The 16,702-nt window shown below is 66.0% G+C and carries 13 protein-coding genes and 1 pseudogene; 2 read left to right on the top strand and 12 right to left on the bottom strand.

Features of this window, described 5'->3' with window-relative positions; genetic code table 11:
- The 6 genes and pseudogenes from AYJ54_RS50145 to pcaF all read right to left on the bottom strand — a co-directional run.
- Positions 1-189, bottom strand: a pseudogene (locus tag AYJ54_RS50145) (IS110 family transposase); the annotation flags it as partial.
- A gap of 227 nt (positions 190-416) precedes the next feature.
- Positions 417-1,478 carry a phosphotransferase gene (locus AYJ54_RS37275; RefSeq protein WP_201724307.1) on the bottom strand — a complete coding sequence of 354 codons (1,062 nt, stop codon included), beginning with the start codon at positions 1,476-1,478 and terminating at the stop codon, positions 417-419.
- Positions 1,479-1,744: 266 nt separating this feature from the next.
- The gene (gene pcaG / locus AYJ54_RS37270; protein ID WP_063707162.1) at positions 1,745-2,335 is read right to left on the bottom strand and encodes a protocatechuate 3,4-dioxygenase subunit alpha; all 591 of its coding nucleotides are present in this window, start codon (positions 2,333-2,335) and stop codon (positions 1,745-1,747) included.
- 1 nt (position 2,336) lies between these two features.
- Positions 2,337-3,038, bottom strand: a complete 702-nt coding sequence (gene pcaH / locus AYJ54_RS37265) for a protocatechuate 3,4-dioxygenase subunit beta (protein WP_063707160.1) — start codon at positions 3,036-3,038, stop codon at positions 2,337-2,339.
- A 124-nt stretch (positions 3,039-3,162) separates the two neighbouring features.
- Positions 3,163-4,056 carry a dioxygenase family protein gene (locus tag AYJ54_RS37260; RefSeq protein WP_063707159.1) on the bottom strand — a complete coding sequence of 298 codons (894 nt, stop codon included), beginning with the start codon at positions 4,054-4,056 and terminating at the stop codon, positions 3,163-3,165.
- A gap of 156 nt (positions 4,057-4,212) precedes the next feature.
- Positions 4,213-5,421 carry a 3-oxoadipyl-CoA thiolase gene (gene pcaF / locus AYJ54_RS37255; protein ID WP_063707158.1) on the bottom strand — a complete coding sequence of 403 codons (1,209 nt, stop codon included), beginning with the start codon at positions 5,419-5,421 and terminating at the stop codon, positions 4,213-4,215.
- A 339-nt stretch (positions 5,422-5,760) separates the two neighbouring features.
- On the opposite strand from pcaF, the gene mutS reads away from it, so the two are divergent.
- Positions 5,761-8,499 carry a DNA mismatch repair protein MutS gene (mutS, locus tag AYJ54_RS37250; RefSeq protein WP_063707157.1) on the top strand — a complete coding sequence of 913 codons (2,739 nt, stop codon included), beginning with the start codon at positions 5,761-5,763 and terminating at the stop codon, positions 8,497-8,499.
- Between the two features lie 97 nt (positions 8,500-8,596).
- Here the strand turns inward: mutS and AYJ54_RS37245 are convergent, their stop codons facing one another.
- From AYJ54_RS37245 to AYJ54_RS37225, 5 genes are all read right to left on the bottom strand, one after another.
- Complete coding sequence (locus AYJ54_RS37245; protein ID WP_063707156.1) at positions 8,597-9,397, bottom strand: hypothetical protein; 801 nt, start codon at positions 9,395-9,397, stop codon at positions 8,597-8,599.
- Between the two features lie 172 nt (positions 9,398-9,569).
- Positions 9,570-10,079, bottom strand: coding sequence for an OsmC family protein (locus AYJ54_RS37240; RefSeq protein ID WP_063707155.1), 510 nt, complete (start codon positions 10,077-10,079; stop codon positions 9,570-9,572).
- Between the two features lie 54 nt (positions 10,080-10,133).
- Complete coding sequence (locus AYJ54_RS37235) at positions 10,134-10,919, bottom strand: ABC transporter ATP-binding protein (RefSeq protein ID WP_063707154.1); 786 nt, start codon at positions 10,917-10,919, stop codon at positions 10,134-10,136.
- A 4-nt stretch (positions 10,920-10,923) separates the two neighbouring features.
- Entirely contained in the window at positions 10,924-11,769 is an 846-nt protein-coding gene (locus AYJ54_RS37230; protein ID WP_063707153.1) for an ABC transporter permease, read from the bottom strand.
- Between the two features lie 248 nt (positions 11,770-12,017).
- Complete coding sequence (locus AYJ54_RS37225; RefSeq protein ID WP_082906024.1) at positions 12,018-12,992, bottom strand: aliphatic sulfonate ABC transporter substrate-binding protein; 975 nt, start codon at positions 12,990-12,992, stop codon at positions 12,018-12,020.
- Positions 12,993-13,180: 188 nt separating this feature from the next.
- Between AYJ54_RS37225 and AYJ54_RS37220 the strand changes: the two genes are divergently transcribed.
- Entirely contained in the window at positions 13,181-15,970 is a 2,790-nt protein-coding gene (locus AYJ54_RS37220) for a [protein-PII] uridylyltransferase (protein WP_063707151.1), read from the top strand.
- A gap of 138 nt (positions 15,971-16,108) precedes the next feature.
- Here the strand turns inward: AYJ54_RS37220 and AYJ54_RS37215 are convergent, their stop codons facing one another.
- Positions 16,109-16,639 (bottom strand): methylated-DNA--[protein]-cysteine S-methyltransferase, encoded by a 531-nt coding sequence (locus AYJ54_RS37215; protein ID WP_063707150.1) that lies wholly within the window; start codon positions 16,637-16,639, stop codon positions 16,109-16,111.
- Positions 16,640-16,702: the final 63 nt, after the last annotated feature.

The following is a 16,702-nucleotide window of genomic DNA, read 5'->3' as shown; positions in this document are numbered from 1 at the left end:
TCGCGCCAGGTGGTGGGCGGCCCCACAGGCCTCGATCGCCACCACCGTCGGCGGCAGCTTGGCAAAAAACGCCAGCATCGCCTTGCGGCTCAGCCGCTTGCGAAGCACGACCGATTCCGATGCATCAACCCCATGCAATTGAAAAATATACTTCGACGTATCCATCCCAATGCGGATAATCTGGCTCACGGACGGCTCCTGCGAATGAGTTTCTGACAACCTCATTCTGGCACACTGATGCCGTAGGGGGCCGTCCACACCATCAACCACAGGATCGAGTTTGGCGAAGACCCGTAACCACGAGCTCGCGCCACAACTTCTCCCTGGGGTTATGGGTCCCGGCCTTCGCCGGGACGACACTGAACGGGTTGAAGCGCCGTCGCATCTCACACGAGATCGAGTGATTGGCACCCCTACTACAACAATTCCTCGCAACCCAAATCGTCCACCGCCGAAAACACCCGCTCCAAATTATTCCACCAGATCACCGGCGGGATGTTGATGCTCCATTGCCAGACCGGCTTGGTGATGTGCCAGAGCACCGACCAGCGATAGTCCTGATCGAGCGCGCCGCGGGTGTAGCCGCTGATGCCGTGCGCGATCAGCGTGTCGAAGTAGCGGTTGAGCAGGGGACGTTCGAGCGCCTGCCGGCGCTCCGGATACCACTGCGTCGCCATCATGTAGGCGAGGTCGTTCGTCGGCACGTTGATGCGCCACTGGTCGAAATCGAAGATGCGCACGGCGTCCGTGACGCCCGCGCGGGGCAGCAGGAAATTCCAGGTATGGGCGTCGCCATGCGCGATGGTCACGTGGCGATGCGAATGGTAGCGCTGCAACAGCCGCCCCGCCTTCTCGATGAAGCGCCGGTAGAGGATACGCCGCTCTTCGCTGAGACGGTCGCCGAGCAGATCGGCGAAGCGGTCGTAATGGCCGGCGAAGGTCTCCATCAGACCCGTGGTGTCATCGATGCTCATCCAGGTGCCGGCGGTTTCGCCGAGGCTCGTGTGGTCCCACCAGGATGCATGCCACCGTGCGAGCGCCGTCACGATCGCCATCGCCTGATCGCGCGAGGGCGGCAACGGCCAGTCGGCTGCGACCTCATGGCTGTCGGTGAGGTCCTCGAGCAGGAGATGCCAGGCTTGGCTCTCCTCGTCGAAATGACCGTCGTAGCAGCGCGGCACGATCTGCGACGGCATGTTCGGCGCAAGGCGGGTGTAGAAGGCCACTTCCTGCCGACCGGCATTGGCCAGCGTCCTGGCGTAGGCCGAATGCGGCATCTTGAGGATGAGGGAGTGCGGGGCCCCGGCGGATTCCCCGACATAGCGCAGCCCAAGGCGGATGACGTGCGACACGATGGCCGGGTGCTGATGCAGCACCTTCACCTCGCGGACAGCGCCGCGGTCCAGCGCGCCGGCCTTGCGCAGCGCAGCCGTCAGATGGGCGGGCTCAACGACCGCCGGCAGTTGTGGAGGTGTCATGAAACGCGCCCCGGGTGCCGTGGCCATACTGCACGATCACACCCGGAAGCGCCAGAAGCTCCGCTCGTCGTCCCGGACAAGCGCAGCGCCGGGCAGCGCGTAGCGCTGTCCCGTAGCGGAGCGCAGATCCGGGACCCATAGCCACAGGAAGTGGTTTGACGAAGACTCGGGGTTGCCAGCTCACGCGACAACCCCTCCCTGGGGTTATCGCGACGAGCGCAAGCGCTTGCGCGGGGGTCGCGGCCTTCGCCGGGACGACTGCGGAATTACACGTCGAAGAACACGGTCTCGTTGTCGCCCTGCAGACGCAGGTCGAGGCGGTAGACCGGCTTGCCGGCCTCGCGCACTGCGGTCAGCGTCGCACGGCGGTCGGCGGGCACCAGCGCCAGCACGGGATCTGCGGCGTTTCCGGCCTCGTCGCTGAAATAGATGCGGGTGTAGAGATGCCGCAGCATGCCGCGGCCGAACACCGCAACGAGGATGTGCGGCGCCTGCGGCTTGCCGTCAGGATCCGGCACCACCCCCGGCTTGATGGTCTCGAAGGAGTAGCTGCCGTCCTTGTCGGTGCCGCAGCGGGCAAAGCCCCGGAAGCTCGCGTTCGGCAGCGCGCGCTTGTCCTGCGGATCGGAGAAGCGACCCTGCGCATCCGCCTGCCAGATTTCCAGCATGCAATCCGGCACGGCGACGCCGTCGCCGTCGAACACGCGGCCCTCGATGCGGATGCGGTCGCCGGAGACGTCAGGCGTGAGCGTGCTGTTCGTGAACGCGTCGTTCCAGACGTACTCGCCGTTCGGCGTCAGGCCGTATTTGAAGAACGGACCGACCGTCTGCGATGGCGTGATCCCGTTGTCCTGCACTTTAAGTGTTCTCCATTGGCGTGGCGTTCTTGCCGCGCAGCACGATGTTGAAGCGGTAGCACAGCGCCCATTCCGGCTGGGTGTTCTCGAGATCGAACGACGAGACCATCCGCGCGCGCGCCTTCTCGTCCGGCACCGAGTTGAAGATCGGATCGAACGGGAACAGCGGATCGGCCGGGAAATACATCTGCGTCACCAGCCGTGTGACGAAGGAATGGCCGAACACCGAGAGATGGATGTGCGCCGGCCGCCACGCATTGTGGTGATTGCCCCAAGGGTAAGCGCCGGGCTTGATGGTGACGAAACGGTAGTAGCCGGAGGCATCGCTCTGGGTGCGGCCGGCGCCGGTGAAGTTCGGATCGAGCGGCGCCGGATGCTGATCGCGGACATGGACGTAGCGGCCGCAGGCATTGGCCTGCCAGATCTCGACCAGCGAGTTCGCCACGCCGCGGCCGTCCTCGTCGAGGACATGGCCGTGCACGATGATGCGCTCGCCGAGCGGCTCGCCCGCGTGCTGGCGGGTGAGATCGTTGTCGCCCTCGCGCACGGTCTCGTGGCCGTAGACCGGGCCGGTGAGCTCCGACAGCGTGTGGCGCATCGGGATCAACGGCTTGTTCGGTGCGCGCTTGATCGAGCTCTTGTACTCGGGCGACAGCGGCAGCGGATGCGCCTTGTTGCTGTCGACGGGATAAACGAATGTCATTGGCGAACTCCTCCCCGGCCATTTTGGTCCGGCCGGTCAACGCTTCCACCAATCATTATAATATATAACTAATCGGGGGAAGCGGTTTAGCGGCCTCCTGCGCTCGGCACTCGGCCTGAGCGCACTATTTGATCGGCGGACGCGGCAGCACGGCCTCGCCGGCCTCGAGTCGGTAAGTGTGGTCGAGCGAATACCAGGGTGTCACGACATCGCGCGCGGTCGGATGCGGCGAATCATGGCGCAGGAACTTGCCGATCAGCGCCTGTGTCACGCCGAACTGCACGTCGCTATCGATATGCGGATCGGCGGGATCATAGACCTGCGAGATCAGCACCTTGAATCCGGGCTTGAAGATCAGGGCGTGCAGATGCGCGGGACGATAGGGGTGCCGGCTCTGCGCCTTCAGGAGACGGCCGACCACGCCATTGGTCGGAATGGGATAGCCGACCATCATCACGGAGCGGAAGGAGAAGCGTCCCTCCTGGTCGGTCGTGAACTTGCCGCGCAGGTTCATCTCCGCCTGCTCGGGGTCCTGGTTCTCGTAGAGACCAACCGGTGAGGCGTGCCAGATATCGACCTCCGCCCCGGCAATGGGACGACCGTCCTTGTCCACGACGCGCCCGCTGACGAACAGCGGCGCACCCGGCGTCTCCGAGCGGACGATCGATCCGCCATTCTCCACCCGCGGCGGGTTCAATCGCCAGAACGGCCCGAGCAGCGACTGATCCGTCTCCGTATTGCCCTGATCGCCATTGTTCAGCAGGCACACGAGGGAGGAAACGCCGAGCGAGCCCGCCATAAGCACGGCTTCGTTGTGCGTGTCGGTCGTGAGCTTGCCGAGCTCGACCAGGATCGCCGCGGCGTCGCGGAACTCCGCCTCGGTCAGGCGAACATCGCGGACGAAGCCATGCAGGTGCTTGACCAGGGAGACCATGATCTGGCGCAGCCGCGGATCGGATGTCCGCTCCATCACGGCCAATGCCGCGGCCGTGACGTCCTGCTCACGCTCGATGATCATGGAATGATCCCTGAAGCGAGGTGTGTGACCTAAACCTTGTCAGTCGAGGCGGTCCCTCGGGGGACCTTCCGCGATTTCCACCTCTGACCGTCCTCGTGGAGACTCCCCCTCACCCCAACCCTCTCCCCGCAAGCGGGGAGAGGGAGAGGAGAGAGCTTAATTCAGCTTCTCGATCGCGACCGCGACGCCCTGGCCGACGCCGACGCACATGGTGGCGAGCGCGAGCTTGCCGCCGCGCTTCTCCATGCCGTGCACGGCGGTGAGCGCGAGGCGCGCGCCGCTCATGCCGAGGGGATGGCCGAGCGCGATCGCGCCGCCATGCGGATTGACGAAGTCGGCGTCGTCCTTGACGCCGAGCTGACGCAGGCAGGCGATGCCCTGCGAGGCGAAGGCCTCGTTCAGCTCGATCAGGTCGAAGTCACTGATCTTCTTGCCGAGCCGTTCCATCAGCTTGCGCGTCGCCGGCACGGGGCCGATGCCCATGATGCGCGGCGGCACGCCGGCCGAGGCAAGGCCGAGGATGCGGGCGCGCGGCGTCAGACCATGCTTCTTCACCGCGGCTTCCGAGGCGAGAATCATCGCGGCAGCGCCGTCATTGACGCCGGAGGCGTTGCCGGCCGTCACCGTGCCGGGATTACGCACGATCGGCTTCAGTTTTGCCAAGCCTTCGAGCGTGGTCTCGGGGCGCGGGTGCTCGTCCTTGTCGACGGTAACAGGACCGGCCTTGCCGCCGGGAATCGTGATCGGCGTGATCTCCTCGGCGAAGTAGCCGGCCGCGATCGCTGCACCGGCACGCTGCTGCGAGCGGATCGCGAAGGCGTCCTGGTCGGCGCGCGAGACCTGGAATTCCTCGGCGACGTTCTCGCCGGTCTCCGGCATGGCATCGACGCCGTACTGTGCCTTCAGCAGCGGATTGATGAAGCGCCAGCCGATGGTGGTGTCAAAAATCTCGGCGGAGCGCGAGAACGCTTCCTGCGCCTTGCCCATCACGAAAGGCGCGCGCGTCATGGATTCGACGCCGCCGGCGATGGCGAATTCGATCTCGCCCGAGCGGATCGCACGGCCCGCGGCACCGACCGCATCGAGGCCGGAGGCGCAGAGCCGGTTCAGGGTCTGGCCGGGAACCGAATCGGGGAGCCCAGCAAGCAACAGCGCCATGCGCGCGACGTTGCGGTTGTCCTCGCCGGCCTGGTTGGCGCAGCCGAAGAAGACCTCGTCGACCTGCGACCAGTCGAGATTGGGGTGCTTGGCCATCAGCGCCTTGATCGGCGCGGCGGCGAGATCATCGGCGCGCACCTTGGCGAGCGAGCCGCCGAAGCGGCCGATCGGGGTCCGCACGGCATCGCAGATAAAGACGTCACGCATCGTTGTTCTCCCTGACTGCCGCGGTTCGGCCAAAATTCTTCAATGACGGCGGAGTTTTAGGAGGGCGCCCGCGGCAGGTCAATTGACGGTTTCGCGGGGGCCGCGTGGCTTGGCGCATGCTTGCCATGAAACCTCGTTCGTCATTCCGGGGCGCCCGAAGGGCGAGCCCGGAATCCATAACCACCAATCGGGGTTATGGATTCCGGGCCTGCGGCGCATCCCGGAATGACGACTAAAAATGTGTCGACCGCGTTCCACAACACGGACAACGTGGAAAACCCACCTCACTCAGCCAAAGCGGTAGGACCCACAGACGAAATTTTGTAGGTTGCGCCGCCCATGACACTGCAGCAGCCCATCCCCGCGCCCGCCCCAGAACCCGCAGCCGCGCCGCAAGCGGAGACGTCCACGCGCGTCACGCCGATGATGGAGCAGTATCTGGAGATCAAGGCGGCGCATCCGGGCCTGTTGCTGTTCTACCGGATGGGCGATTTCTACGAATTGTTCTTCGAGGACGCCGAGATCGCCTCAAAGGCGCTCGGCATCGTGCTGACCAAGCGCGGCAAGCACCAGGGCGCCGATATTCCGATGTGCGGCGTGCCGGTCGAGCGCGCCGAGGATTATCTGCACCGCCTGATCACCGCCGGTCACCGGGTCGCAGTGTGCGAGCAGACCGAGGATCCCGCAGCCGCCAAGGCACGCGGCAACAAGAGCGTGGTGCGCCGCGGCGTGGTGCGGCTGGTCACGCCGGGCACGCTGACCGAGGACACGCTGCTCGATGCGCGCGCCAACAACTATCTGCTGGCGATTGCGCGCGCCCGCTCCTCCGCCGGCGGCGACCGCTTTGGGCTCGCCTGGATCGACATCTCGACCGCTGAATTCATGGTGACGGAGTGCAGCGGTGGCGAGCTCGCCGCGACGCTCGCGCGCATCAATCCGAACGAAGCGATCGTCACCGACGCGCTGTATAGCGACAACGAACTCGGACCAACCCTGCGCGAGCTGCCGGCGGTGACGCCGCTAACGCGCGACGTCTTCGACGGCGCCACCGCCGAAAAGCGTCTGTGCGACTATTTCGCGGTCGCGACCATGGACGGGCTCGCACAACTCACGCGCCTTGAGGCAACGGCCGCAGCCGCCGCCGTCACCTATGTCGACCGCACCCAGGTCGGCAAGCATCCGCCACTGTCGCCACCCGCGCGTGAGGCGTCAGGTGCGACCATGGCGATCGATCCGGCCACCCGCGCCAATCTCGAACTGACGCGGACGCTCGCGGGCGACCGGCGCGGCTCGCTGCTCGACGCCATCGACTGCACGGTGACCTCGGCCGGTTCGCGCTTGCTGGCGCAGCGCCTCGCGGCACCGCTGACGGATGTGGCAGGCATTGCGCGGCGGCTCGACGCGGTCAGCGCCTTTGCTGCCGACTCAGCCGCGCGCGAAGACATGCGCAGCATCCTGCGCGGCGCGCCCGACATGTCGCGCGCCCTGGCGCGGCTCTCGGTCGGCCGTGGCGGGCCGCGCGACCTCGCGGGCATCCGCGACGGCATTGTGGCCGCCGACCAGGTGCTGGCGCGGCTCTCTGAGCTCGCCCAGCCGCCGCAGGAAATCACTGCTGTCATGGCGGCGATGCAGCGGCCGTCGCGCGAGCTGGCAGCGGAATTTGCCGCCGCGCTCGCCGAGCAATTGCCGCTGATCAAGCGCGACGGCGGTTTCGTCCGCGAGGGCTATGAGCCCGCGCTCGACGAAGCCCGCAATCTGCGCGATGCCTCGCGCCTGGTGGTCGCCTCGATGCAGGCGCGCTACGCCGACGACACCGGCGTGAAGGGTCTGAAGATCCGGCACAACAACGTGCTCGGCTATTTCGTCGAGGTGACTGCGCAGCACGGCGACAAGCTGATGTCGGCGCCGCTGAATGCGACCTTCATCCACCGCCAGACGTTGGCCGGCCAGGTGCGCTTCACGACGTCGGAGCTTGGCGAGATCGAGGCCAAGATCGCCAATGCCGGCGACCGCGCGCTCGGGCTCGAGCTCGAAATCTTCGAACGGCTCTGTGCCAAGGCGCTTGATATCAGCGAGGACCTGCGTGCCGCGGCACATGGCTTCGCGCTGCTCGACGTCGCAACGTCGCTGGCAAAACTCGCGGTCGACGAGAACTACGTACGGCCCGAGGTCGATAGCTCCCTCGGCTTTGCGATCGAGGCCGGCCGCCATCCCGTGGTGGAGCAGGCCTTGAAGCGCAACGGCGAGCCGTTCATCGCCAACGCCTGCGATCTGTCACCGGCGCCGGGACAGAAATCCGGCCAGCTCTGGCTGCTGACCGGTCCGAACATGGCCGGTAAGTCGACCTTCCTGCGCCAGAACGCGCTGATTGCGCTCTTGGCGCAGATCGGCAGCTTCGTGCCCGCCTCGCGCGCGCGGATCGGCATCATCGACCGGCTGTTCTCGCGTGTCGGCGCCGCCGACGATCTCGCCCGCGGCCGCTCCACCTTCATGGTGGAGATGGTCGAGACCGCGGCGATCCTGAACCAGGCCGGCGAACGCTCGCTCGTCATCCTCGACGAGATCGGGCGCGGGACTGCGACCTTCGACGGCCTCTCGATCGCCTGGGCCGCGATCGAGCATTTGCACGAGAGCAACCGCTGCCGGACGCTGTTCGCCACGCATTATCATGAGCTGACCGCGCTCTCGGCAAAGCTGCCGCGCATGTTCAATGCAACGGTGCGCGTGAAGGAATGGCAGGGCAACGTCGTGTTCCTGCACGAAGTGCTGCCGGGCTCGGCCGACCGTTCCTACGGCATCCAGGTCGCGAAGCTCGCGGGGCTCCCCCCGGCCGTGATCACGCGCGCGAAATCCGTGCTGGCAAAGCTGGAGGCCCAGGACCGCGGCCAGACCGCGCGTGCGCTGGTCGACGACCTGCCGCTGTTCGCAGTGCCCTCGCGCGCCGCGGCCGAGGTCGCGCCGCCGAGTGAGGCCGACTTGTTGATGGAAGCTGTGAAAGCGCTGCATCCCGACGAGATGACCCCGCGCGAGGCGCTGGATGCGCTCTATGCGTTGAAGGCCAAGCTGCCGAAGCAGTGACGGTGCCGTAGGGTGGGTTAGCCGAAGGCGTAACCCACCACTTTTGTCGCGGCACAAGAAGAGGTGGGTTACGCTTCGCTAACCCACCCTACGAATCCTACGCCGACGCCATTCGCTTCCGCCGACCGTTCCACCACAGCGTCAGGTTCCAGGTGATGCAGGTTGCGAGCGCGAGGCTCAGGCCGATGGCGGAGCCGAAATTGAGCGCGCCGACATGCAGCACGGCGATCGCCATGCCAAACCCGAGCAGCCCCCAGGCGGAGTTGGCGAGCACGGCGGCGGTCGGCGGGCCGCCGATGCGGGGATGCAGGATCACCATCATGCTGGTGAAAACGATCGGGTAGAGCGCGATGACGCCAGAGACCCGCGGGCCGACCCAGCCCGAGGTCGAAACCACGATCGCGACCAGGGTTGCGACCAGCGAGGCGCGGAACGGAATGTCGTACCAGCGGCGCGTCACCAGCGGCATCTTCACATGGCGGTAGCGCGCGAGCAGCGGAATGCAGATGCCGAACGCGACCAGGTTGACGGCGAGCCCGGCCGTCAGCGTCCAGTCGAACATGCGGATGATCGAGGCAAGCACGATCCAGACTCCAACCGCTGCGCCGCAACTCACCAGAAGGCTGTGCCGCTGCGCCAGCACGACATAGGTGAGCCCGAGGATGATCGTCGCTGCGTTCACTGGAAGGCTCGACAGCGCGCCCTGCGCGATGAAGGCGGCGTCGTGGTCGAGCGCGAGGAAGACGTAGGACGGACCGGCCGAGATCGGCAGGGTGGCGACCAGCGCACCGATCACCGGCCCCGAGCGCTCGGTGATGATCGACGCCGACACGACGAACGCCGCCGCGATCGCCATGCGCAACACGAGGAGAAGGATGAAGTGGAGTTCGGGGGGCATTTGGCGCGGGATGTTTTTTGTTGAAGCCAATTATCCGCGGGCTCGTTCACCTCTCCCGTAGGGAGAGGTCGATTTGCGCAGCAAATCGGGTGAGGGCTTCAGGTCCCACGAGACAGCGCAGCCCCTCACCCGCGCCTCCGGCGCGACCTCTCCCTATGGGAGAGGTCGGCAGCTACATCCTCCGCATCGAGACCGACACCTTCGGGCCATTCTTGATGGTCTGATAGACCACGCAATAGCGCTCGGTGAGCTTGAGCAGCAGATCGAGCTTGTCCTGCGGCGCGTCGGTGTCGACCTCGAAGCGCAGGCGGATTTCGGCGAAGCCGACGGGAGTCTCCTTGTCGACGCCGAGCGTACCGCGGAAATCGAGATCGCCTTCGGCGTAGACATTGCCGCTTCTGAGCGGCACCTCGATCGCGGTCGCGACCGATTTGAGCGTGACGCCGGCGCAGGCGACCAATGCCTCCAGCAGCATGTCGCCGGAGCAGAGCTCGAGGCCGGAGCCGCCGGTCGCGGGATGGAGACCGGCGACCGCGAGCGCGCGGCCGGTCTCGACCTTGCAGGCGATGCCGTCGCTGTCGGTCGAGCCTTTCGCCTTCAGCGTGATCAGCGCGGCCTTGGGGTCGGTTTTGTAACGCTCCTTGATCGGAGCCTGCATCTGGCGCAGCTCTGCGGCGTCCATCTTGTTCTCTCCCGGCAAAATCGCCCCTCGATGTACCGGCTTAAGGGGAGATTGTCACCACCACATGGCCTGGCCGGGACCCTGGGTTGCGTCACGGTCAGGCACGCTGCGATCAAGCGAACGGTCGAGCGCGGCCAGCACGCTGCGCTTGAAGTTCTCGAACAGCGGCGAATTGCGGTCGCGCGGCCGCGCCAGGTTGATCTCGATCTGGTCGAACAGCCGGCCCGGCCGCGGCCGCATCACGAGCACGCGATCGGCCAGCACCACGGCCTCGTCGACGTCGTGAGTGACCAGGATCAGCGTCGGACGCGTATCGGCCCAGAGGTCGAGCAGGTGATCCTGGAGGTCAGCCCGGGTGAAGGCATCGAGCGCGGAGAAGGGCTCGTCGAGCAGCAGCACTTCGGGCTGCGGTACCAGCGCACGCGCGATCGCAACACGCTGCGCCTGCCCGCCCGAGAGCTCGCGCGGCCAGGCCTCCGCCTTATCGGAAAGCCCGACGCGTTCGAGCGCGCGCGCCACCTTCTCGCGCCGCTCGCCTGCGGACAGGTCGGCGAGGCCGAAGCCGATATTGTCGGCGACGCTGAGCCAGGGCAAAAGCCGCGGCTCCTGGAAGATGATCCCGATCTTGGCATGGGGCGATGTGATCGCCTCACCGTCGAGCGTCACGGTCCCCGAACTTGCGCGGTCGAGACCGGCGATGGCGCGGAGCAGCGTGGACTTGCCGCAGCCGGAGCCGCCGATGATGGCAATGATCTCGCCCAGCTTGATCTCCGCCGAGAAGCGCGCGAGCGCCTGTACGCCGTTGGGATAGGTCTTGCTGACCCGGTCGAGCGCCAGCATCGCCTCAAGCTCCCTTCGCGCGCCCGAAGGCGTCCTGCCAGCGCAGGAAGGGCGTCGCCGCGACCTCGATCAGCCAGTCGGTGAGCTTGCCGAGGATGGCGAAGATCACGATCGCGGCGAGGATCTGCGCGGGCTTGCCGAGCTGCTGGCCGTCGAGCAGGAGATAGCCGAGGCCTTCGGAGGCGCCGATCAGCTCGGCCGCGACCACGAACATCCACCCCAAGCCCAGGCCGACGCGCAAGGACACAACATAGGCAGGCAGCACCGCCGGCAGCAGGATGCGGCGGATCATGGCCGGCCCGGAGAGGCGGAACACGCGGCCGACCTCGACGATCTTGCGATCGACCGAGAGGATCGCGCCCATGACGCCGAGATAGACCGGGAAGAACACGCCGACCGCGATCAGCGCGATCTTCGACGTCTCGAAGATGCCGAGCCAGAGGATGAACAGCGGCACCCAGGCGAGCGACGGGATCGCGCGCAGCGCCTGCACGGTCGGATCGAGCAATCGCCGCGCCAGCGACCAATAGCCGGAGATGGCCCCCAGCACCGTGCCCGCGACGACGCCGAACGCGAAGCCGAGCCCGACGCGCCACAGCGTCGCGGCGATGTGCCGCGTCAATTCGCCCGAGCGGGCCAGCTCCAAAATGGTCGCGAAGATGCGTGAGGGCGGCGGCACCAGCCGGCCGTTGGAGTAGCCCAACCCCACCACGAGTTCCCAGCCGAGCGCGAGGATCAGCGGCAGCAATATCCCGAGCATCGGCCGCGCATAGCGGGCGAGTCGCGACGGCGCGGCAGCGCTGTCGGCTTGTTCTGAAGATTGTTGCAGGGCTGGGGCGTCGGAGATCATGGCCGTACGAAGCGCGTCTTGCGTGGGAATGCAACACTACTATCGCCACGCCCTCAGCCGTCGTCCCGGACAAGCGAGCGAAGCGGAGCGCAGATCCGGGACCCAGCCACAGGATTTGGTTTGGCGAAGACTCGTGGTTATCAGTTCGCGCCGCAACCGCTCCCTGGAGTTATGGGTCCCGGGCTCGCGCTTGGCGCGCCCCGGGACGACGGCGGAGTTTGCCGAGCGCGCGTGCCTCTTGCGCGCCATCAATTCGTCGGCAGCGGGACCTGGTCGTCGATCAGGGCGTCGAGCGTGGCCTTCACGTCGACCTTGGCGTCGACGACGCCGGCCTGTTGCAGAGCGAGGCCGGCGGCGAGGATCGACTCGCGCTGGGGTGCGCCGATGCGGCTGTGGGTGAGCTCGGTGCGCTCCTTGAGCTGCTTGTCGACAACGGCTTCGGGCAGCTTGGTCACGGCGATGAAGGTCTTCTTCAGATCATCGTAGTTCGCCAGCGAATATTTTCGGGCCTCCTCGTAAACTGCCAGCACGCGGCGGACGATGTCCGGGTAGTCCTTCAGGAATTGCTCGCGCACATTGAGGATGCCCCAGGTGTTGGCATCGGCCTTGCGGTAGAACGGCTTTGCGCCCTCCTCGACCTCGGCCTGCGCCATCATCGGATCGAGACCGGCCCAGGCGTCGACGTCGCCGCGGATCAAGGCGGTCTTGCCGTCGGCGTGCTGGAGCAGCACCGGCGTGATGTCCTTTTCAGTGAGGCCCGCGGTAAGCAGCGCGCGCACCAGGAAGATGTGCGGATCGGTGCCGCGGGTCACCGCGACGCGCTTGCCCTTGAGGTCGGCAACATCAGCGATCCTGGAATCCTTGCTGGTCACCAGCGCAGTCCATTCGGGACGCGAATAGACGTAAATCGACTTGATCGGGTTGCCGTTGATCCGCGCCACCAGCGCCGCCGAGCCCGCGGTCGAGCCGAAATCGATCGAGCCGGCGTTGAGGAATTCGAGCGCCTTGTTGGAGCCGGCCGACTGCACCCAGGTAATGCTGATGCCGTCCTTGGCGAACTCCTTCTCCAGGAGCCCCTTCTGCTTCAGGACCAGCGACACCGGATTGTAGGTCGCCCAGTCGATGCGGATCTCCTTGAGCGGCTCCGCCGCCAGCGCCACTTCAGGGGTCAATGCGAGAGCCACAGCCCCCGCCAACAGAACGCGTCGTGAAAGTACAGTCATGCCCGGCCTCCTCGGAAACTTCATTGTTTTTCAATGAGTTATATCGAGAGGTCAACAGGAAAATCCCTGCCTTGAAATCGTGCCGGACGAGAACAAGTTTGCCGAAAGGGAGCCTTTTCAAGCATGGAACGACTATTGCCTGAGAATGGCGGGTGACAGCGCCTGTCACCTCTTATATCCGGTGAAGCATGGACACCGTTGCAACCCAGCACAAGGCAGAGGTGGATGATCGCTTCGACACCGCGCGGACCACCGCCGCGGTCGACGCGCTCGCGGAAAAACATGAGGGGCGCGAGGATGCGTTTCGCTCCGCGCTTGCGCAACTGCTCAAGGCGGAGCTGATCGCGGCCCGCGTGGAGGCGCAGAAGATCCTCTTGAAGGACCGCCACGGCCGGCGCTGCGCCGAGCGGCTCTGCCACGTGCAGGACGAGATCATCCGCATCCTGTACGCGGCCGCGACCCAACATCTCTACCGCTCGCCGATCCCGAGCGGGGCCGAACGCATGTCGGTGGTCGCGACCGGCGGCTATGGCCGCGGCCTGATGGCGCCGGAGTCCGACATCGATCTGCTCTTCATCCTGCCCTACAAGCAGACCGCCTGGGGCGAGCAGGTGGCGGAAGCCATCCTGTATTGCCTCTGGGACATGGGGCTGAAGGTCGGGCACGCCACGCGCTCGGTCGATGAATCGATTCGCCAGGCGCGCGGCGACATGACCATTCGCACCGCGATCCTGGAGACGCGCTTCCTCACCGGCGACAAGCCGCTCTATGACGAGCTGGTCGCCCGCTTCGACAGGGAGGTGGTGCAGGGCACCGCGTCCGAATTCGTCACCGCAAAGCTCGCCGAGCGCGAAGAGCGGCACCGTCGCGGCGGGCAGTCGCGCTATCTGGTCGAGCCCAACGTCAAGGACGGCAAGGGCGGCCTGCGCGACCTGCACACGCTGTTCTGGATCGCGAAATACGTCTATCGCGTGCGCGACACCGGCGAGCTGGTCGAGCGCGGCGTGTTCGACGCCCAGGAATACCGCACCTTCCGCCGCTGCGCCGATTTCCTCTGGTCGGTGCGCTGCAATCTGCATTTCTATTGCGGCCGCGCCGAGGAGCGCCTGTCCTTCGATCTCCAGCGCGAGATCGCGGTCCGCCTTGGCTACACCTCGCATCCCGGCATGCAGGACGTCGAGCGCTTCATGAAGCACTACTTCCTGGTGGCCAAGGAGGTCGGCAACCTCACCGCCATCCTGTGCGCCAAGCTCGAGGACCAGCAGGCCAAGCCCGCGCCGGTCTTGAGCCGGATGATGGCGCGGTTGCGGCCGAGCGCGGTGAAGCGGCGGGTGCCCGAAAGCGACGACTTCATCGTCGACAACAACCGCATCAATGTCGCCGCGCCCGACGTCTTCAAGCACGATCCGGTCAACCTGATCCGCATCTTCCGCCTCGCGCAGAAGAACAACCTCGCCTTCCATCCGGATGCGATGCGCGATGTCACGCGCTCGCTCAACCTGATCAACGGAGCCTTACGCGAGAATCCCGAGGCCAACCGTCTCTTCATGGAGATCCTGACGTCAGACAACGCGGAGATCGTGCTGCGGCGGATGAACGAGACCGGCGTGCTCGGCCATTTCATCCGCGCCTTCGGCAAGATCGTCTCGATGATGCAGTTCAACATGTATCATCACTACACCGTCGACGAGCACCTGATCCGCTGCATCGGCTTCCTCCAGGACATCGAACGCGGCGGCATCGAGGAGTTCACGCTCGCCAGCGACCTGATGCGCAAGACCCGGCCCGAGCACCGGCCGGTGATCTATATCGCGACGCTGCTGCACGACGTTGCCAAGGGACGGCCCGAGGATCACTCGATCGCTGGCGCCAAGGTGGCCCGCCGCCTCTGCCCACGGCTCGGCTTCAGCCCGGCCGACACCGAGCTCGTGGCCTGGCTGATCGAGGAGCATCTGACCATGTCCACGGTCGCGCAGTCGCGCGACCTCTCCGACCGCAAGACGATCGAGAATTTCGCTGCCGTGGTGCAGTCGGTCGAGCAGATGAAGCTGCTCACGATCCTGACCACGGCCGATATCCGCGGCGTCGGTCCGGGCGTGTGGAACGGCTGGAAGGCGCAGCTGTTGCGCTCTCTCTATTATGAGACCGAGCCGGTGCTGACCGGCGGGTTCTCGGAAGTCGACCGCGGCAAGCGCCTCGCGGCCGCACACGCCGAATTCCGCATGGCGTTCGCCGAATGGCCGAAGGACGAGCTCGATGCCTATATCGGCCGCCACTATCCGGCCTACTGGCTCAAGGTCGAGCTGCCGCGCAAGATTCGCCACGCCCGCTTCGTCCGGTCGAGCGAGCAGGCCGGCCACAAGCTCGCGATCAATGTCGGCTTCGACGAGGTGCGCGGCGTCACCGAGCTGACGATCTTCGCCGCCGACCATCCGTGGCTGTTGTCGATCATCGCGGGCGCCTGCGCCTCCGCCGGCGCCAACATCGTCGACGCCCAGATCTACACCACGACCGACGGCCGCGCCCTGGATACGATCTCGATCTCGCGGGAATACGACCGCGACGAGGACGAGGGCCGGCGCGCCACCCGGATCGGCGAGATGATCGAGGACGTGCTGGAAGGCAAGCTGCGGCTGCCCGAGGTGGTGGCGCGGCGCACCGTGCGCAGCAAGGCGCGGCCCTTCGTGATCGAACCGGAAGTGATCATCAACAACCAGTGGTCCGATCGCTACACCGTGATCGAGGTGTCAGGCCTCGACCGACCCGGCCTGCTCTACGAACTGACCACCGCGATCTCGAAGCTCAACCTCAACATCGCCTCGGCCCATGTTGCGACCTTCGGCGAGCGTGCGCGCGACGTGTTTTACGTCACCGACCTCCTGGGCGCACAGATCAACGCCCCGACGCGCCAGGCCGCGATCAAGAGCGCGCTGATCCATGTGATGGCCGCCGACAAGGTCGTCCAGCCGGCGGCGTGACGTTTCGTCATTCCGGGACGCCGCGTAGCGGCGAGCCCGGAATCCATCTCGCCACCGCTTATGCGGATGAATGGATTCCGGGTTCGATGCTGCGCATCGCCCCGGAATGACGAGACGAGAGACTGGCGCGCCGCGCCCTCAAACCTCCACACCCTCATGCCGCAGCAGCCAGCGCTTGCGTTCGAGGCCGCCGCCGTACTTCACCAGCGAGCCGTCGGCGCCGATCAGGCGGTGACAGGGCAGCACCACGCTGATCGGGTTGGAGCCGTTGGCGTGGCCGACGGCGCGCACGGCTTTTGCCATGTCGAGCTTTGCGGCGAGCGCGCCGTAACTGAGCGTGGTGCCAACGGGGATCTTCGCGAGCGCGGTCCAGACCTTGCGCTGGAACGGCGTGCCAGCGACGCGCCACGTGACCGTTGCAAGCTGCTTAAGATCGCCGTCGAAATAGTCTGACAGCGCGGACCTCGTTCCGGCCGGCGCCGGCTGCTTGCGCAGATCCACTGCGCCGTAATGCAGGCGCAAGAGCTCGCGCATGCGGTGCTCATAGTCCTCCCAGTCGAGCGCGCGCAGCACCCCTTCGGCATCGGTGACGAGCAGCGCGATCCCGATCGGCGTCTTCAGGCAATCGAGGCCAAAACTCTCGGACTGACGTGTCGATCGAGCGGTCATTGCGACACCATTACAGGGAACACATAGTCGCACGTGCCACACCAGGCATGCTAGCGTCCACCC

The organism is Bradyrhizobium centrolobii (assembly GCF_001641635.1).
Classification (GTDB): domain Bacteria; phylum Pseudomonadota; class Alphaproteobacteria; order Rhizobiales; family Xanthobacteraceae; genus Bradyrhizobium; species Bradyrhizobium centrolobii.
The sequence above is the reverse complement of the archived record's forward strand: the minus strand, read 5'-3'. Positions and strand labels throughout refer to the sequence as shown.

Excerpts from the sequence above, each read along its gene's own strand:
- AYJ54_RS37275 (WP_201724307.1), bottom strand. The coding sequence starts at position 1,478 with ATGACACCTCCACAACTGCCGGCGGTCGTTGAGCCCGCCCATCTGACG.
- pcaH (WP_063707160.1), bottom strand. The coding sequence starts at position 3,038 with ATGACATTCGTTTATCCCGTCGACAGCAACAAGGCGCATCCGCTGCCG.
- AYJ54_RS37260 (WP_063707159.1), bottom strand. The coding sequence starts at position 4,056 with ATGATCATCGAGCGTGAGCAGGACGTCACGGCCGCGGCATTGGCCGTG.
- pcaF (WP_063707158.1), bottom strand. The coding sequence starts at position 5,421 with ATGCGTGACGTCTTTATCTGCGATGCCGTGCGGACCCCGATCGGCCGC.
- mutS (WP_063707157.1), top strand. The coding sequence starts at position 5,761 with ATGACACTGCAGCAGCCCATCCCCGCGCCCGCCCCAGAACCCGCAGCC.
- AYJ54_RS37245 (WP_063707156.1), bottom strand. The coding sequence starts at position 9,397 with ATGCCCCCCGAACTCCACTTCATCCTTCTCCTCGTGTTGCGCATGGCG.
- AYJ54_RS37240 (WP_063707155.1), bottom strand. The coding sequence starts at position 10,079 with ATGGACGCCGCAGAGCTGCGCCAGATGCAGGCTCCGATCAAGGAGCGT.
- AYJ54_RS37235 (WP_063707154.1), bottom strand. The coding sequence starts at position 10,919 with ATGCTGGCGCTCGACCGGGTCAGCAAGACCTATCCCAACGGCGTACAG.
- AYJ54_RS37230 (WP_063707153.1), bottom strand. The coding sequence starts at position 11,769 with ATGATCTCCGACGCCCCAGCCCTGCAACAATCTTCAGAACAAGCCGAC.
- AYJ54_RS37225 (WP_082906024.1), bottom strand. The coding sequence starts at position 12,992 with ATGACTGTACTTTCACGACGCGTTCTGTTGGCGGGGGCTGTGGCTCTC.
- AYJ54_RS37220 (WP_063707151.1), top strand. The coding sequence starts at position 13,181 with ATGGACACCGTTGCAACCCAGCACAAGGCAGAGGTGGATGATCGCTTC.
- AYJ54_RS37215 (WP_063707150.1), bottom strand. The coding sequence starts at position 16,639 with ATGACCGCTCGATCGACACGTCAGTCCGAGAGTTTTGGCCTCGATTGC.